This is a genomic window from Bacillus sp. FSL H8-0516, assembly GCF_038635285.1.
GTDB classification, from domain to species: Bacteria; Bacillota; Bacilli; order Bacillales; family Bacillaceae; genus Bacillus; species Bacillus safensis.
The window spans coordinates 3369704-3386215 of the sequence record NZ_CP152051.1; the positions used below are offsets into that span (position 1 = coordinate 3369704).

Sequence of the window (16512 nt, forward strand, 5' to 3'; positions counted from 1 at the left end):
CCATTTTCCTTCTATTCAGTCAAAAACAGGGAATTAGATGCACAGGAAGAAAGTCGAATCACGTCATTTTCACTAATTTTTCGGATATTTTGACACACATTTCATCTGAAAATAGCGCTTTTGGTCTGGGTCTTACAAAACAAAAAAAGCCCTAAAAGTCGGGCTTTTGTTCAACTAGTTCAATTCCTTCAACTGGTCAATATAAGCAAGGGCCGCCTCAAATTCTTCGTCCGTATAGCGCTGCTTGCTTTTAATGGTGAAGACTTTTTCCTTTACCTCATCTTCTGGCAGGTTATCAAAATATAAAATCGTTGAGACAAGCTCTAGGAAACGGGACGATTGCTCGTTCATCTGCTGCGTCAGCGCTTTGAGGTCAGGCATGTCCACTTCACACTGATCGAGAAACTCTTTCCCATTGTCCGTCAACGAATAGCGATATTGATAGTATCCGCCCTTTTTTTCCTTCATTTCGTCCAAGAATCCAAGGTTGCACAGCTCTTCAATTCTGAGCGTCAACTCCTCTGAATAGGGGCCATAAAAATGAAAATCGTATTTCTCGTAAAAAGGCAAATCTAGCTTTTTTGCTATGTAAATCATCTTTTGCAGCTTCTTCCGACCAACGATTTCCCCTGATTCAGAGAATACCTTCATCAACTTTGCATGCTCTTTCAACAAATTCCCGACATCTCCTTTTTCAGTACTTCCTTATCCCAAACCAAGCAGCTTCATGATCGCCTTTTTTTCTTCAGCTTTTTCCGACATATCTACAATTAAGTCCATCGGGAAATAAAGTTTATGATCGGTTCTTCGTTTACCGGAAATGGCGTCAACAATATCTGACTGTCTCGACAGTTCTTTAATATGACCGCTTTGCGTCAAAAGGTGGATTGGCAGCCTCTCTTCTTCCTCCCCTGGTCTGTAGAAGTCATAGGGCAAGTCAGAGGAAGAATCGACCACTAAATAATAGTCAGGATCAATTCCGGCCTCCTTGAACAAGGCGGTCAGCTTGAAATATTTCGTCATTTCTTCATTTGGATTAAACTCTGTATATTGGAACAATCGGCGGTTCATAAAACGGCGGCACAAATCAGCCAGCACGTGATCTTCTTCATCTTCCCACGCCTGAAAATAAAATAAGACAATGGATTCATCCAGCTTAATATAGTCCTCTGTGGTGACATTCCCCTCAAAGATTGAATAAAAGTGAACGGGGGCATGTGTGAAAATATAACCCGTTTCATGCAGCTCTTTTGCACGGTGAAGAATTTTCGTTAAAATGACTTCCGCACTGCGTGTCACTGGGTGGAAATAGACTTGCCAGTACATTTGATAGCGGCTCATAATATAATCTTCAACCGCATGCATCCCGCTCTGCTTCATCACAATCTGATCTTCTCTAGGGCGCATCACACGTAAAATACGTTCCATATCAAAGTGGCCGTAGCTGACGCCTGTATAGTAGGCATCACGCTGCAAATAGTCCATTCGGTCGGCATCAATTTGACTTGAGATCAAACTGACCACCTGTTTGTTTTGATACGTTTTGGCAATGACTTCAGCCACATGCTTCGGAAAATCATCACTCACCCGGCGGAGCACTTCATTGACTTCCGTCTGCCCTAAAATAATATCTCTTGTAAACGATTCATGGTCTAAGTGGAAGACCTTTTCAAAGGAATGAGAAAATGGACCATGTCCGAGGTCATGAAGCAAGGCTGCACTAAGTACAAGCTCGCGCTCCCCTTCATCCCATTCAGGCCGCCCTTTAAACACATCATCCACAATTCGTCTCACAATCTCGTATACACCGAGTGAATGATTGAATCGGCTGTGTTCTGCACCATGAAACGTCAAATAAGTAGTTCCTAGCTGTTTAATTCGTCTCAGGCGCTGAAACTCTCTTGTTCCTATTAAATCCCATATTAATGCATCCCTTACGTGAACATAACGGTGTACAGGATCTTTAAATACCTTTTCCTCAGATAATTTCCCTTTTGGATACGCCATCGTTTCGTCCCTCTTTTTTTAAGACGTGTTTCTATTATATCGGGTAACTTTTCCCGAAAACATCCTTGAATTTGCTGGTGAATGTGTTCTCAAAGATTGCACGGACGTAAAAAGCCCGACCTGACAGGGACGGACCTCTTTTTAGGTCGACTGAACACATTCAGTGACATTTATTTGACTTTTTTTTGAACCTTTTCAAGTAATTCATCTTCTGTTGGTGCGGATAATGGGCGATTGTTCACAAACGCAAAAGCCTTTTTTCGTCCTGGACCACAATAGGATTGACAGCCGATCTCAATTTTTGCATCAGGGTCAACCGATTTGAGTCGAGGCAATAACGTCTTTAGGTTCGTCGCATCACAATCGTCACATACGCGAAACTCATTAGCCATGGTCTTACGCTTCCTTTCAATGATGATACTTCATTCTATATGAAACAGTTGGACAGCCAATCGTGAATAATATACCACCCAACATTGTACATCGAAGCGGCTGGACTTGCAAGACGCTTTGCCGCCCCAATCCCGAGCTTACATAAAAGCTAGTATTTTCCACTATCCTTTTAGCAAACTTGTATAAACCTTCTTGAACTTGGCTAATCTAATACCATCAAATCATATGGGGGTTTAAACACATGTCAAAACAAAGACAAGATGCTTGGTCAGAGGAAAATGATCTCCTCCTGGCAGAAACCGTCTTACGTCACGTCAGAGAGGGCAGCACGCAACTAAATGCGTTTGAAGAAGTAGGAGACAAGCTGAACCGCACCTCAGCGGCATGCGGATTTAGATGGAACGCTGTCGTCAGACATCAATATGAAAAAGCGTTGGCACTTGCCAAAAAACAGCGAAAACAACGGATGCGCGCACTTGGCAATGGCCAGCCAGCGAAAAAACGATTACTTTATCAGCCGCAAGTAGAAGAAACGGTGACTCAAGAGGAATTCTCACAGGAACTGGAGCCAGCAAAGGAAGAAACATTTGCACCAGCAGCTGAAACGGCCGAACAGCTTCAGTTTGTGGATCAAAGCTACAATGAAGAGTTAGCTAGTTTATCACATTTATTGTCACAGGCTGCTCCTGCCCCAAATACGGCAGAGAAAAAGCCGGAAGCAAATCCATTTAGGCAGCATCAAGAATTAACCATGGACGATATCATTGATTTCTTACGCCGTTATGAAGGTGATGGTCAGCAATCCACTGCCTTACGTATGGAAAACAGCCGCTTAAAACGAGAAAACAATGAACTTTCTCATAAAGTCTCGCAGCTAGAAGCTGAAGTGAAGAAGCTTGAAAAGGATCAGCTCACAATTCAAGAAGATTATGAAACACTCGTGAAAATCATGAACCGTGCAAGAAAACTAGTTTTGTTTGAAGAGGACGATAGTGCCGCACCAACCTTTAAAATGGACCGGAACGGCAACCTCGAAAAAATGGCAGAATAACAAAAAGTGCTCCCCGCCTCGGGAAGCACTTTTTTAAATGCCCAAAAATAGCATCACACTAAAAAGGACATTGATCAAAAACACGAACATAAAAATATATCTGACCTGCCTTACCTGAAAATCACCAAACATAAAAATATAAAGACCTGCGATGCCAAGTGTTAGGACAGGCTGAAGAAATGGCACTAAAAGCGAAATGCCGTAGCCGGCTCCCATGATGACAGGAAGCCATAGTAAATAGAGGTAACCGCCGTTTTTGGATTTCAAGAAACCACTCCCTCTCTTTCTTCTATCTGCTTGATTTCAGGCTGAACAAACTTGAGTCCGGCCATTGTGCGGCCGCGTTTTTGTGATGTCCAGACTGCAATCGCCGGCTGATCTGTGAGAGATTCTGTGTCAATGGTGATCAGCACTTTCTCATGTAATTCAATTGAAGCTTCAGACTCGATTTTGCACCCAGATACACTAATATCATGTATGTTCACCGGCACCTTCTCTTCTAACCGGCCCTCATAGGACAGCGTGCCTGCCACGCTTTGCAACGGTCTTCTCACCCATTTGCGCCTTATAGCCCTTGGTACTTTCTCCGTTTCTCTTATAAAGCGGAGAAATGTCCGAACAGCATAGGATTTTTTCTCACGATCCGTTATCGATACATGCTCTCGTGTGAATAAGAAACGGATCAATGATAGGTACTCTGATTTTTCTGTATCAGTAAAAGCAACACCAACCATCAGCTTGTCTCCCTCTGGATGGCTCCAAACCACATCACACGCCACACTTTGTTCCTCTGAAAAGAACAATTGCATTTGTCCTTGATTTAAAGAAGAAGCTTGATCCAATGGAATGGATAGACGCGCACCTGAATCACTCATGTCTAGTAGAAAACAAGCAATCGACTCATCTTGATGATTAGAACAGAGTTGCCCCTCTTTTTCTATGACAAACCGCTCTGATTTTCGATAACGCGGACGATCAAACGCCACAATCAGTGCCATGAATAGACCTGCACCGTTATAAAGCACCCAAAAAATATTAATCAACGTGAGATCAGCATTCATCGTCCCATTTACCTTCATATCGTATCCTATTTTCACAAGGACAAGCAATGAGAGCAGCAAGAAGATCAAATGAGGAATCATCGTTTTCAAATGAAAATGTCTCTTGTCCGTTTGAATTCCCTTCGGCGTGACAAGGAATTCAACCCTCTTCTTCAAAAACAGCTCACTTAAAGCTACACCAGCCAGATGGAATGCCATAGAGCTTTCGTAAATATGACTCCAAAACATACTTCTTTTTTGATTCGACACCAGTTTAAACGCTAAATACGAACTAAAGAACGCCGGCAGCCAAAACATAAAAATGGACTTGAAATCGGCCCAGAAACTTTGAATACCAAATAATAAAAACAATATTGGTGTAAGAATGTAAATCATTTTAAACAAACCGTTAAACCAATACACAATGCCATCTAAATAAAGAACTCGCTGCATAAGCGTTAAGCCGCGAACCTTCAATGGATTAAACTTACGGGCGCACTGAATGTTCCCTCTCGACCACCGGTCTCTCTGCTTTAACAGATCAAGCCAGCTTTCAGGTGCGAGGCCGACGGCTAATACTTCTCCGACAGACACTGATTTGAACTTCCCTTGGAGAAGCATTCCGGTCGCCATGTCTTCTGTAATCACTCCAGTAGCAAATCCGCCAATTTCCTCTAAGGCCGTTCTTCTAAATACAGTATTACTCCCGACATACATCACCGCATTGAACCGATCCTTACCAGCTTGGAGAGTTTGCATAAAGAAGTCCTGTTCATTTGGAATTCGATCCTTCGAGAACATATTATATTGGAAAGGATCTTCGTTATAAAACGCCTGTGGAACTTGAACAAACGCAGTCGCTCCATCATGAAAGTAAGGCACTGTCTTTTCTAAAAAGGCAGGAAGGGGGACCATATCAGCATCAAGTGTGAGAATCAGCTCCCCATTCGTTTGAGACATCGCATGGTTTAAATTACCCGCCTTAGCAAACTTGTTATCTGTTCTTGTCAGATAATGAACGCCAAACTCAGATGCAAGCTGCTCCACAGACTCCCTCTTGCCATCATCACATAAATAAATATGGACGCTGTCTTTTGGATAAGAGAGATTCAAACAGCCTGCAACCGTGCGTTTCAGCACTTCAATCGGTTCATTATATGTAGCTATGAAAATATCAACTGTTGGCAGCCTGTCCAAATCACTGATCATGACTTGTTTTCGATTGGAAGGCTTCCAAACAAGTGTATAAAACACAAGCAGCTGTAAAAATCCAATACATTCACAGGCTACGAGCAAGATGCCCATTATCATATTAAATGTACCTTCATGCGGCAGTGTAAAGAAGAGACGCCAGCAAATATAGGCAGCATTTGTTAACACACAGAGCACAATGATCATTTTTTTAACAGTAGAGGCCAGCGGCTGAATACGATACATCACATACAACACAGACAAAACACAAAGCATAAACAGCGGGTAATACGTGGTGAATAATGACAACAAATTTACCTTCTTTCTTACGCCATAAATGACTATCACATATAAAATTCCATAACAAAGGAGGGGATTTTTTCATCACATTGCCCCTCCAAATCTATTCAAGCAGCCAAATCAACTATTATTTCCATATCCTATCTAACTGATTTGAATAAAAATCAATCGCTTTTCGATAACTTAAAATAGCAGGATCTTTTGTCGTTTCAGTTAAACAGTTCAGTAATATTTCCATCGCTTTGCTATGTTCCTTTAAATTATACAAAGTCATGGCATAGAACGTTTGAATGGCTTTGTTGTCCGGATAAGTTTCCATCCCTTTTAGGAATATCTGTTTTGACTTTTCATATTCTCCTAAAGTTCTGTATGTACTTCCTAACTCTAGTAAAGCGTCTTCTAGTTCTTCTGAAGACAATCCTAACTCAATGGCCCTTTCATAAAAAAAGACAGCTTGCCTTTCCTCTCCTAACAGGTCATAACTCCAGGCACATTGATAATGAATAGAGGCATCGTCTGGATACTCCTCTACAAGATGAGACAGCATTTCATTTGATTCTTGAAGATGTCCACTTTTTCGAAGTTCAATGGCTTTTTCAAGCTTTGTTTCCATCACTTCACCTCTACTCTTTTCAAGATGAAAAGGCTGATATTTATGAAAACACCTTTTCATTCCGTTCAATCATCCGCGTCATGTTTTTCTCAAATTCCAGCTGTTCTTCTGCGTTCAGGCCCGAGGCTGTCAGCTGATTACTAAGCTTTTGAAGCTCCTCTAGTAATAAACGCATGAGAAGCTTACAATCAATTGGTTCACCGATTAATTCTGATAAGGATGCCATCGTATCCGGCTGTATATCAGGAAATACTGCCTTCACTTCTTGCCGTTTATCCTTTAAGGCGGCGTCATAAAAACGGCGGATCAAATCGGCACGTTCACGCCCGCTTCCATCTGCACACAAATAAATTTGCACAGCGACCCCACCGCGTAATCTACGCTGAGAAATGCCTGCAAATTTCTTTCCATTGATACTTAAATCGTAGCTGCCTGGACAATAAGAGCCGACTATTTCATAGGCTTCAATGTCCACCTCGTACATCGACAGCATCCGGCGGATCAATTCCACCATCGCATCATATCCGCGGTCAATATCAATGCCCTTCTTTTGTTCCGCAAAGATTAAAGACACATTCAGTACACCTTCATCCAGCACCACAGCAAGACCGCCTGAGTTGCGCACAATCACACGATATCCCTCTTCCTCAAACAGCTTTAAGCCATCTTGGAGAAATGGAAGTCTTGTATCCTGAATCCCAAGCACAATCGTATTGTGATGCACCCAAGAACGGGCTGTCGCTGGTGAAAGGCCCTTCCCCACCGACGCGCAAAGCGTATCATCCATCGCAAAGGATTGCTTCGGGTCCACATAAAGACCGAGACTCGACTGATCGATGATACGCCATTTTGGCTGTGTCAGTAACTCAATAGGTTCATTTTTCATCTCCTGCATATCCTCTCGTTCATAAACTGTGTTTATTATAACATGTGATGAATGGAGGGAGAATGCAAAAAGCTCTATGACATTTGGCGTCACAGAGCGTTTCAGTTGGATGATTTGGTTTTCTTGTTCTTGCTTTTCGAGATGAAATAAACAGCTGCAATTAAAACGACAGGAACCCCAACCACGAGGCATGCAGCGATCAATGTATTCCACGGCAAATCGATCATCTCCTTAATAGACTAAACTTCTATGAAACAGCCCTCATTTACCCAGCTCAACAAGTCTTCAGCGACCAATTCCGCATGCTGAGGGTCCATCACACCAGCATCCACGATCCATACCTTTTTCTCCTCTTCAGCCAGCCGCATGAGAAGTACTCGCCCGCCACCATCGTCGCCAATTGCTACATAGCCGCTTGCATATTGCTGAACCTCCCATGTTGCATTGCGTTCCACCATGTCCTCCGTCCCGTATAGAAGCACCTCACCGCCAATGGAAAATCCATTTGTCTGTTTCAGCAATTCCTTATAAGCACGGGGCAGCACCATGTTTAGCTGGGATTCTGCCTCTTTGATATGTATGTCACTTACTGGTTTGTTCACGTGCAGATGTGGGATTTCAGGTAAATTGAGCATTTTAAGAGCCTCCTCTATGTTAAGCAGCTGATTTTTTTATGACCCTTTTATACAAACGAAGAAGCATTTTTAAAAGAAAATAGAAAATGACCACGTCAAGTATAAAACCCCACAATAGAAATTCAAAAGCATGATGTCCGTGCAGAACTAGCCAATCAATAGGGAAACCGCGATAATCAGCTTCTGAGTAAGAAACTCCTCTCAGCAAAGCTGTTCCTATAACAATCAGAACACTGATACTTAATAGCCAGTTGGATGTTTTTTTGTTTTGTTTATGTTCCATAGGCATTCCTTTCTCTGTTTTGCTGCCCGATACAAGACTTGATTCCAGTACTACAGACAACCGTCCTATCTATGACAGCATTTCTTTAAGCAAACTCTCTGCTTTATGTAATTCATCTAGAAAGGGGTTTAGATAATCATTATAACTATCCAAATAAGCTCTCACCCCGCCAATGATCAAAATCTTTTGGAGATCTTCATTGTTCTGAATGATCCTTTCAGCAATTTTATATCTTTTGTATATTAATTGGAGAACACCTTGATTGATTTCTTGTGGATATTCTTTTTCTAGGATGTTGATGACTGTTTGGATTTGTTTTATTAGTTCTTCTTTTTTGTTCATTTAATGCTCCTTAAGACTTCAATCTCCTACTAATAAATATCTAATCGTTGACAATTAAAACTTATAAAATCGCCTTCATTTATATCTCCTGGTATATTGTAATCCAATTCTAATAAAAATCCGCCCACTCTCACTTTTTCATCACGCTTATCAATTAATTGTCCTAAGAAACTATAACTAAAATTATCATCTAATTTTTCAATTCTAACCTCTGCCACTTCTGCTTTCACTAAGTCTGACACATCTAAACAAAAAATAGGTTCTAATAGTTCACTTTCTTCAAGGTAATTTAATGGTTGAGCAAAACACATTAATTCCAGTTCGCCATCTGTTACAATCACATCAGCTTCTGAAGCTTCTTGTGAAATCCAGTTTATTTTTTTTATTTTCAATACGATCATCCTTTTTTTACTTCTTTGTCTTTACACCTAAACTTGGTACTTTTCAGAAAGTTCTTCAGCACAGAGTAGTTAAAATGCTTGTAGTAAGTCAAATAGTGATGGCCGGATTGATAGCAAAGAAAAAAGTAAAACCAGATATAGCAATCAAACTTAGAATGACCTTCACAGAAACATTTTAAAAATGCACAAGCTTACATTCAAAGATTATTTAACATTGCATCAAATAAAGTAGAAAAAGAAAGAATATCTTTTTTATTAACAATAATAAACATTTAAAAACCCTCAAAGAGACTCAAATTAATTCTTTTTGAGGGTTCATCTATTCTATTTCAATCCTACTTTTACTTCACCATCATGAAAAATTTCAATCGCATATCCAGAAGATGGTGAAAAAATCCACGTATCAAAACTGACAGCTGTAACATCATCTATAGCTTCAAATACTTTATCTAAAGTAGATTGGATAATTGGTAACGCCCCTTCATCCCAAATTACATAAACAATATCACTGTACTCATTCAGTTTTTGATTCAAAAAGGATCGTATTTCATCGAATGTATCCACTTGCTCATAAGAAGATATCTTCTTCCATTCAATTTGCCCCCAATCAGTAAAGGGAAAAGAATTTTCAAAATCATTTAATATTTGCTCTCTATTATCTTCATATAAAATATGTACATCCTCACCTATTGCCTCAATACACTCATCTAATAAACTCATCTAAAATCTCCTTATCTATTCAAATGTTTTAATAAAGATTTAAAAGTGCTTTCATTACCCTCAAATGGAATAGCAATCTTTCGAGCATTCGCCCCTTTACCATTACGAAAATCTTCAATATTTATATGTGGTCCCTTTTTAGGGTCATAATCTAATCTCCATCTTACTTTTCCGTCAGCGGACTGTCTACCAACGACTTTACCATATCCAGCACTCGACTTAAGCGTACCTGTATATGGTTGTGAATTGGGTCCTAGGTCTCCAACTATGTCTACTGTCTTATTTCTAGCTTGCTCATATGTTTTAACTTTATCTAATAATTGTTCTCCTCTTCCAATACCCTTTACTTTCTTCTCAACTTTCTTAGCTGCTTTCTCCCCTTTAATAATCTTAAAAACATATTTCCCCACTTTAACAATGTTGGTGCTTGGAACCATGTACACCCCTGATACCAAACGATCCATATCCGCGACTTTATCACCTGTTATCGGATCTCTTCCTGTAATAACCCGAATCGCGTCGTTTATTCCTGTAAATTCAACCGCTGTATTTAAGATATTTTGGGGTTGATCGCCTGTTTTTACATCAGAAATCGGTTTAACGCTCTCAATCGTTACTTTGTTTTTTTCTGATATTCGTAACCGATACAGCATTCCGTCTCGCATGACATCAACCGTTTTGGCATGTTCGAAGTTGATCTTTTTGTACTCATTTATGTTGTATACTTTTCCATTTAAGGTCAAGGTGGTTTGATTGATTTTACTAGACGGCGTTTCCCGAACAACCGTCTCCACATTCGCCTGTTGTTTCTCTTTCAGTTTCTTCAGCATGATCATCAATGGATTGTCTTTTGGGGTGTCTATTTTATCTTTCAATCCACTGATGATGCTGCTTACTTTTTCTTCTTTTCCATCTTTGAAAATAGATCCCTTTTGATAGCTCGTGATGTCGATTTTTGGGCTGGTGAACATGGTACTTAAGATATCTATGTATTGCTTCATTGTTTGAAGAGAGCTTTTGGTTTCATGTAAAGCACTTGTCTGCTCCCTGTCAAATGCATGAAGCAAACCAATGGTTCTTGATGTCTCGAGCCATGCCTTTTGATAGTTCTGCTGAAACACTGATTTGTCTACATTTGGCAAATGAACAATATGACCAACTCTGCCTATGGCATGGTTTACCTCTGATACAATTTCAGAAATCGTTCGTTCAGCTTTTTTTAAGCCTTGATCAAGATCATGTTCGATAAATGCTTGTGATATATAGCCGTGCTCATTTGATTCTATCGCGTGAAGAGCCTGCTTTGTGTTTTTCAATGCAGCGCTATATTCCTCAATGACAACCTGAAAGAATTGCAGGAAGGGAATATGGCAATCTGTATAAAAGGCGCGGATGGCTTGTCCCGCCTCTCCCTTTAGTGCACCATCGAGTGAGATGATGTGATTGATTTGTTTTTCTAGGGAGCTGATTTGCTGTGACTGCTGCTTTAACGCATTCAGCGTTTGATCTATTCCGTTTATTAGCGCAAAGGCGTCAAGGGTTTTCATTGCGTTCTCCTTTATTTTCTTTTACTGCTGGAAGCAAGCGCCTTGTCCGTTTCAATCATGGTGTTCACCGCTTGTTCTGTTTGTACAAGCTGTTTCTGAAGAATGCCTATATAGGATGTACTTAATTCGTTCAGCTGCTGATTGATCTTTTCTAATGTGTCTGCCGTCAGGAGCTGATTTCTTCCTTTGATGGTGGTTGGAAGGGCTGCATTCATTTGAGCGCCTGATTGTTTTGCATGCTGTAATACTTGTTTGACCTGACTGGCATCTATTTTAATTTCTCTCGTCATGTGACTACCCTCTTTTTTCTTCCAGTTGTTTCTGCTTTTCTTTCTCTATTTTTCTTTCAACCGAATGAATTTCATGTTCTAACGAATGGATATCCGATGTTAAATCACTGATTTTCTCATTGATTCGATTTAATAGATTGGTTAGCTGTACATCTTTTATTTCCTGACTGGCGGAAGCCATTTCGTCTCGAATGTCATCAAACGTGTCTGCCAAATGGCCAAACCATGTATGTGATGTCAGGTCTGGATGTGTGATTTTTTTGCTGGCATCTGACAGGGCCCATTTTGCCTCTTTGATTTCTTTTCGGCACATATTGAGTTCGATGATTTGTTCTTTTTTGATAGATATATCTGCCTTTAATGAATACAAGGCTGCTTTATATCCGATGATTGCTCCAGATATGGTCAAACACCTCTATTCCTTAAATAGTCCTCCGTTATGTTACCATTTACTAGCACAAGAGGCATATGATTGAAAGTGGATTTACCAAAAAATGAGTCGTATGTATCGGGTTTTAATACCTATTTCCCGCGCACAAAAAGCTGGATCCATTTACTGAATCCAGCTTTTTATTGCTTATTTGAGCGATTCACCTGCTGATGCAGATGGATGATCGCTAAATGCGGTGTCTTTCTTTTCAGGAATATAATTGAGAGAGAAACCAACAAGACTGAAAAAGGCACTTAACACCAATGTTGGGTTTTTGAATAGGTTCGTACTTGCAATGATCATATCTCCCTTTTGCAAAAGAATCCCTAGTATTTGACCGAATACCAACAGGGCTCCTGACGTTAAGAACAGGACAAGCAGCACTTTAAATAAAAATTCCATCAATGCTCTCATGTGTTTCTCCTTTCTATACTGGAAGTATTCCCATTCCGATGAGCCAACCAATTCCTACGATTGGCAGCATATAGTAGAGAATCAGCGGTATAAACGTTTTCTCCGGTCTGGCTCCTGCAAGACCAGAAGCAATGAAAATCGATCCTGATGCCGGCGGGGAAGCGCCTTCTGTTGATGAAAAAGCAAGAATGGCGACAACAGCCACAACTGGGTCCACTCCGACTGAGACTAAAGCTGAAAATGAGACAAGTCCAACAGCTGTTAATGTGGCTGTAGAAGATAATGGTCCAGCTACCAGCGTGACAAGAATACCCACAATGAGCACCATGAGCCATTTCGGAATGGTAAGTACTGATGTGATTTGCGTCAAATCTTCTGCCAATCCTAATTCAGCAAGCACCTGACTAGCAGCAACAGCAAACAGCATCAAGGCACCGATCGTTGTAAACTTAGGAATAGCCGACTTGAAAAACTGAGACCAATCTAGTGCAGACGCCTTTTTTCTCCCAATTGTTAAACTAATCAACATCATGAGAATCGGAATCCACGTAATTAAAGAAATTTGATCCATTGCCTCTGGTCCAATGTTTGGATTACTTTTCAAGTAGTTTGCCAGCGGACCTATCGTGACAATGATAGGAATTAAGGCACCGAAAAAAATAAAGATCGACTTCCACCCTTGTTTTACAGCTTCCCTAAAAGGAAGAATATCATCTGGCGGCATGGCCTGAATTTTATTCTTTTTCACCAGAATATACACAAGAATAAATCGGTATACAACTTGATACAGTCCTCCTATTAACAGGGCAATATATAAATCTCCCTCAGATACAAGGGCTGCAATTGGTGCAAACCCCAGCATGATAAACATGGAAGAGTTCGGAGGCAGTGCCGCCCCAAGTCCGCCATTCCCTGCTAAAATGGTCGCTGTATGCGTTCGGCTCCAGCCTGATTTAATCATCCAAGAAGCGGTGATAGAGCCAGTGGCCGCTGTGTTTGCAGAATTTGAACCTGAAAGTGCACCTAAGACTGCTGAACCTAACGTACTCATATAAGCCGCTCCACCGGGAAGTTTTCCTACAACCGAATTTAAGATTCGCAAGAGTGCATGAATTAATTCCAGCTTTTCAATTAAATAAGCCATGAATACAAATGCGACAGCTGCATAGAGCACCTCATATGTGGATGCAAATTTTAATCCATCCCAGAACAGTCTTAATGCATCCAATCCGCCAAATAATGTGGTTGCAATAAAGCCTAATAGCATGGCTTCTCCCATATTCCGCTTCACGACGACATTCCATATAATGATGACAGCTATGAATACAATCAACGCAATAAAACCCATATCGTTTTTTCGCCTCCCCTTCGTTAAATAAAACGCTTACAATTTATTGCCCCTGCTGCATCACGTCAATGACTTCTTCCCAGCTGGCCGGCTTTTTCCCATTAAACCGTTCAACGAATTGAAAGTCTGCTAATCTCTCTAGCTTCTGTTGTGCTGCCCGAGACATACTGGCATCAACCTCTGCTTCATCCAGCATTTCAATAGAGCCAAGAAGCTCGATCGCTCGTCTTTTCGCATGAAGTGCACTCCCTGTCACAAGACGGTTCATGGTCTCTTCAAAACTTTTGCTATCCATTGTATCGCTAAGTGAAGAAATCACTTGTTGTTCCACGTTGTACTTTTTTGAAATTTCCAAAAATTCAACCATGAGACCAACGATCCCCTTCATATAAACGCTTCTGATCAGCTTCAAGGCCGAAGCATCTCCTGGCTGGTCACTGATTTTTTTAATATTCATGCCATAAGCATTCATTACTTTCATGAATTGGTCAGTTCCACTGCCGCTTGCCGTGATCGGAACCTTGTGTTTGTTAACTGGAAGAGGCCCTAGCATGGCAGCATCTACGAATAGAGCTTTTTGCTTTTCAATTTCGTTTGCCACTTGTTTTTTGATGTCTGGTGTTGATGCCGATACATCTACATATAATTGATTCTCTTTCAAACTTCCCGATACGGATTGGGCCACTTCTAAGGTTTTATTCGCTGGCACAGCAGCAATGACAATATTAGATTTCTCAATGACTTCACTAATACTGCTGGTTAATTGAACTCCTGTCTGCGATGCTTTTTCTTTCAACGCGCCAGCCAATTTCTCGTTTTGTAATAGTACATCATACGCATAAAATTGATCTAATCCTTCTGTTTTCAATCCTGTTGATAACTCATATGCAGCTTCTCCATATCCAATAAAGCCTATCTTCATCACAGATTCCCCTATCCCTGATATTTTTTCATTCTGCCTTCCAGCCATGCCGGTGCTAAGAGACTGATGTCTTGCTTTCCTTCGTTCATATACTGTTGAATCGTTTGTAATCTTTGATTTTCATACGCTTGTTTCTCTTCCGCTAGTGTCAGCAGGTGTTCCGCCTTTTCCTTTGGTACGATGACGACTCCATCATCGTCAGCAATGACTAAGTCACCTGGTGCTACTTTGACACCGCCGCAAGAGATGATTTGATTTAATTCCCCAGGACCATCTTTAAAAGGTCCATTTGGCATAAACCCCTTACTGTATATCGGAAAAGCCAGTTCCTCTAAAGCGAGTTTGTCGCGAACAAGCCCGTCAATCACGATTCCTTCTATTCCTACAGCCTTTGCTACACCTGCCATCAATTCCCCTAAATATGCATGGCCCTTATGGTCTTTTCCATCAACAATCAGTACATCTCCTTCTTTCGCAGAGTAGATCGCTTGATGAAGAAATAAATTATCCCCTGGCCGTAAGCTGACGGTAAAAGCTGTACCTACTATATCCATGCCTCTTGCAACTGGTTTGATTTGATGATCCATCGCACCGGTGCTTCCCATCACATCTGCCAGCAAGGTCGAGTTCAGTTTTTTTGCCCGATCTATTAGATCATTTGACACGAATTGAACAGTACTCATTGTTTCCATCATCCCCTTTGAGTTATATTCGTTACACTAAATTTTATTAAAGTAATATATATTACTTTTGTGACACGATCATACCATCTCGATTTTATTTAGTAAAGCGCTTTCAAAAAAATCAAATGAAAAAAATGAGTCACCACACGACTAATGTGTTGTGTGATAACTCATTTTCGTTAACATATGATTGATTTGATCTAAACGAGGTTTTGTCCTTTCAGGATCATTAATGGCTAAGGCACTTAAAATGTAATCTACGATAAAGATAGCAGATACGACAGAGTTATGAGAGCCCGCACTTGCTGAGGAACACGGTAATACATATTGTGCATACTTAGTTAGTGGAGAGCTGTAGCTGTCTGTAATTAAAAGCACTTCCACCCCATATGACTTCGCTGCCTCCAGCAAGTCCTTTATACGCTTTGCATAGCGAGGATAGCTGACCGCTATAATGAAATCATCAGATTGAAAATGAACGAGTTCATCGACCCAGTCGCTTTTGTCCGCATCAATATATTGACAGTTCCCCAAGAGCCGATTGATTCCAAATGACAGATACTCACCAACAGGTCTTCCACTTCGGACACTTGTACACAGAACCTGGCGGGAGCTGGCTATTTTTTCAACAATATGCTGAAAGGTTTCTTCTGTGATATTGTCTAAAGCGTACTGGATATTTTGAAATTGCAGCTCTACATGATTATGCAGGAGCTTACTTTTATTTGAATGTTTGAGGTTCGCTTCAAGTCTCGTTTGAGGGGCAGCTTTATGCTTCATATTTGATTGAAGCTCTTTTTGAAGCTCGGAGAAACCGGAATACCCTACAGCAGCAGAGAATCTCATGATGGTCGCTGTACTCGTCCCTACTTTTGACGCCAATTTATCTACTGTTAAAAACGCGACCTCCATTGGATTTTGCACGATATAATCTGCAATTCTCCTTTGTGCCTCTGTTAATCCCGCGACCTTATGCTGAAGCTTATGTATTAAATCATCCATTATAGCACCTGCCC

Annotated in this window: 21 protein-coding genes; 1 reads left to right on the forward strand and 20 read right to left on the reverse strand. The window is 40.7% G+C overall.

Going from position 1 to position 16512, the window contains the following annotated elements; all coding sequences use genetic code 11:
* Nucleotides 1–174: 174 nt before the first annotated feature.
* The 3 genes from MHB67_RS17135 to MHB67_RS17145 all read right to left on the reverse strand — a co-directional run bounded on the left by MHB67_RS17135 (nt 175) and on the right by MHB67_RS17145 (nt 2399).
* Nucleotides 175–675 carry a YwgA family protein gene (locus MHB67_RS17135; protein ID WP_024426378.1) on the reverse strand — a complete coding sequence of 167 codons (501 nt, stop codon included), beginning with the start codon at nt 673–675 and terminating at the stop codon, nt 175–177.
* Between the two features lie 30 nt (nt 676–705).
* Entirely contained in the window at nt 706–2007 is a 1302-nt protein-coding gene (locus tag MHB67_RS17140; protein ID WP_007497716.1) for an HD domain-containing protein, read from the reverse strand.
* A 170-nt stretch (nt 2008–2177) separates the two neighbouring features.
* Complete coding sequence (locus MHB67_RS17145; protein ID WP_003215259.1) at nt 2178–2399, reverse strand: DUF1450 domain-containing protein; 222 nt, start codon at nt 2397–2399, stop codon at nt 2178–2180.
* Between the two features lie 242 nt (nt 2400–2641).
* Here MHB67_RS17145 and MHB67_RS17150 point away from each other — a divergent pair, with 242 nt between their 5' ends.
* On the forward strand, nt 2642–3451 hold the full coding sequence (locus MHB67_RS17150; protein ID WP_025093853.1) for an RsfA family transcriptional regulator: 810 nt from the start codon (nt 2642–2644) through the stop codon (nt 3449–3451).
* Between the two features lie 33 nt (nt 3452–3484).
* Here MHB67_RS17150 and MHB67_RS17155 read toward each other — a convergent pair whose 3' ends face one another.
* From MHB67_RS17155 to MHB67_RS17235, 17 genes are all read right to left on the reverse strand, one after another.
* The gene (locus MHB67_RS17155; protein ID WP_024426379.1) at nt 3485–3718 is read right to left on the reverse strand and encodes a DUF5970 family protein; all 234 of its coding nucleotides are present in this window, start codon (nt 3716–3718) and stop codon (nt 3485–3487) included.
* Entirely contained in the window at nt 3715–5991 is a 2277-nt protein-coding gene (locus MHB67_RS17160) for a glycosyltransferase (protein WP_332285066.1), read from the reverse strand. Before MHB67_RS17160 ends, MHB67_RS17155 begins: the two co-directional genes overlap by 4 nt.
* 118 nt (nt 5992–6109) lie before the next feature.
* The gene (locus tag MHB67_RS17165) at nt 6110–6595 is read right to left on the reverse strand and encodes a tetratricopeptide repeat protein (RefSeq protein WP_122631698.1); all 486 of its coding nucleotides are present in this window, start codon (nt 6593–6595) and stop codon (nt 6110–6112) included.
* Nucleotides 6596–6635: 40 nt separating this feature from the next.
* The gene (locus MHB67_RS17170) at nt 6636–7481 is read right to left on the reverse strand and encodes a lipoate--protein ligase family protein (RefSeq protein WP_332285068.1); all 846 of its coding nucleotides are present in this window, start codon (nt 7479–7481) and stop codon (nt 6636–6638) included.
* A 239-nt stretch (nt 7482–7720) separates the two neighbouring features.
* Complete coding sequence (locus MHB67_RS17175; RefSeq protein ID WP_342492935.1) at nt 7721–8134, reverse strand: SMI1/KNR4 family protein; 414 nt, start codon at nt 8132–8134, stop codon at nt 7721–7723.
* Between the two features lies 1 nt (nt 8135).
* Nucleotides 8136–8399 carry a hypothetical protein gene (locus tag MHB67_RS17180; RefSeq protein WP_342492664.1) on the reverse strand — a complete coding sequence of 88 codons (264 nt, stop codon included), beginning with the start codon at nt 8397–8399 and terminating at the stop codon, nt 8136–8138.
* 69 nt (nt 8400–8468) lie between these two features.
* Entirely contained in the window at nt 8469–8741 is a 273-nt protein-coding gene (locus MHB67_RS17185; RefSeq protein WP_024423781.1) for a hypothetical protein, read from the reverse strand.
* Nucleotides 8742–8770: 29 nt separating this feature from the next.
* On the reverse strand, nt 8771–9133 hold the full coding sequence (locus tag MHB67_RS17190) for a hypothetical protein (protein WP_122631697.1): 363 nt from the start codon (nt 9131–9133) through the stop codon (nt 8771–8773).
* Between the two features lie 333 nt (nt 9134–9466).
* The gene (locus MHB67_RS17195) at nt 9467–9862 is read right to left on the reverse strand and encodes a hypothetical protein (RefSeq protein ID WP_133744450.1); all 396 of its coding nucleotides are present in this window, start codon (nt 9860–9862) and stop codon (nt 9467–9469) included.
* 11 nt (nt 9863–9873) lie between these two features.
* The gene (locus MHB67_RS17200; RefSeq protein WP_342492665.1) at nt 9874–11409 is read right to left on the reverse strand and encodes a T7SS effector LXG polymorphic toxin; all 1536 of its coding nucleotides are present in this window, start codon (nt 11407–11409) and stop codon (nt 9874–9876) included.
* Nucleotides 11410–11420: 11 nt separating this feature from the next.
* Nucleotides 11421–11699, reverse strand: coding sequence for a YwqI/YxiC family protein (locus MHB67_RS17205; RefSeq protein WP_151039732.1), 279 nt, complete (start codon nt 11697–11699; stop codon nt 11421–11423).
* A 4-nt stretch (nt 11700–11703) separates the two neighbouring features.
* Nucleotides 11704–12102 (reverse strand): DUF5082 family protein, encoded by a 399-nt coding sequence (locus MHB67_RS17210; RefSeq protein ID WP_076840627.1) that lies wholly within the window; start codon nt 12100–12102, stop codon nt 11704–11706.
* A gap of 174 nt (nt 12103–12276) precedes the next feature.
* Nucleotides 12277–12543, reverse strand: a complete 267-nt coding sequence (locus tag MHB67_RS17215) for a hypothetical protein (protein WP_342492666.1) — start codon at nt 12541–12543, stop codon at nt 12277–12279.
* Between the two features lie 13 nt (nt 12544–12556).
* The gene (locus tag MHB67_RS17220) at nt 12557–13891 is read right to left on the reverse strand and encodes a TRAP transporter large permease subunit (RefSeq protein WP_024426389.1); all 1335 of its coding nucleotides are present in this window, start codon (nt 13889–13891) and stop codon (nt 12557–12559) included.
* Between the two features lie 43 nt (nt 13892–13934).
* Nucleotides 13935–14813, reverse strand: a complete 879-nt coding sequence (locus tag MHB67_RS17225; RefSeq protein WP_342492667.1) for a prephenate dehydrogenase/arogenate dehydrogenase family protein — start codon at nt 14811–14813, stop codon at nt 13935–13937.
* Nucleotides 14814–14824: 11 nt separating this feature from the next.
* Nucleotides 14825–15496, reverse strand: a complete 672-nt coding sequence (locus MHB67_RS17230) for an RraA family protein (RefSeq protein ID WP_133744444.1) — start codon at nt 15494–15496, stop codon at nt 14825–14827.
* A gap of 150 nt (nt 15497–15646) precedes the next feature.
* A complete protein-coding gene (locus MHB67_RS17235) occupies nt 15647–16498 on the reverse strand; it encodes a MurR/RpiR family transcriptional regulator (RefSeq protein WP_122631617.1) in 852 nt (283 codons plus the stop codon).
* Nucleotides 16499–16512: the final 14 nt, after the last annotated feature.

What these genes read in the sequence shown, in the direction of transcription:
- MHB67_RS17145 (WP_003215259.1), bottom strand. Translation starts at nt 2,399, where the DNA reads ATGGCTAATGAGTTTCGCGTATGTGACGATTGTGATGCGACGAACCTA.
- MHB67_RS17215 (WP_342492666.1), bottom strand. Translation starts at nt 12,543, where the DNA reads ATGAGAGCATTGATGGAATTTTTATTTAAAGTGCTGCTTGTCCTGTTC.
- MHB67_RS17220 (WP_024426389.1), bottom strand. Translation starts at nt 13,891, where the DNA reads ATGGGTTTTATTGCGTTGATTGTATTCATAGCTGTCATCATTATATGG.
- MHB67_RS17235 (WP_122631617.1), bottom strand. Translation starts at nt 16,498, where the DNA reads ATGGATGATTTAATACATAAGCTTCAGCATAAGGTCGCGGGATTAACA.
- MHB67_RS17150 (WP_025093853.1), top strand. Translation starts at nt 2,642, where the DNA reads ATGTCAAAACAAAGACAAGATGCTTGGTCAGAGGAAAATGATCTCCTC.
- MHB67_RS17205 (WP_151039732.1), bottom strand. Translation starts at nt 11,699, where the DNA reads ATGACGAGAGAAATTAAAATAGATGCCAGTCAGGTCAAACAAGTATTA.
- MHB67_RS17195 (WP_133744450.1), bottom strand. Translation starts at nt 9,862, where the DNA reads ATGAGTTTATTAGATGAGTGTATTGAGGCAATAGGTGAGGATGTACAT.
- MHB67_RS17140 (WP_007497716.1), bottom strand. Translation starts at nt 2,007, where the DNA reads ATGGCGTATCCAAAAGGGAAATTATCTGAGGAAAAGGTATTTAAAGAT.
- MHB67_RS17165 (WP_122631698.1), bottom strand. Translation starts at nt 6,595, where the DNA reads ATGGAAACAAAGCTTGAAAAAGCCATTGAACTTCGAAAAAGTGGACAT.
- MHB67_RS17225 (WP_342492667.1), bottom strand. Translation starts at nt 14,813, where the DNA reads ATGAAGATAGGCTTTATTGGATATGGAGAAGCTGCATATGAGTTATCA.
- MHB67_RS17200 (WP_342492665.1), bottom strand. Translation starts at nt 11,409, where the DNA reads ATGAAAACCCTTGACGCCTTTGCGCTAATAAACGGAATAGATCAAACG.
- MHB67_RS17230 (WP_133744444.1), bottom strand. Translation starts at nt 15,496, where the DNA reads ATGAGTACTGTTCAATTCGTGTCAAATGATCTAATAGATCGGGCAAAA.
- MHB67_RS17185 (WP_024423781.1), bottom strand. Translation starts at nt 8,741, where the DNA reads ATGAACAAAAAAGAAGAACTAATAAAACAAATCCAAACAGTCATCAAC.
- MHB67_RS17180 (WP_342492664.1), bottom strand. Translation starts at nt 8,399, where the DNA reads ATGGAACATAAACAAAACAAAAAAACATCCAACTGGCTATTAAGTATC.
- MHB67_RS17170 (WP_332285068.1), bottom strand. Translation starts at nt 7,481, where the DNA reads ATGAAAAATGAACCTATTGAGTTACTGACACAGCCAAAATGGCGTATC.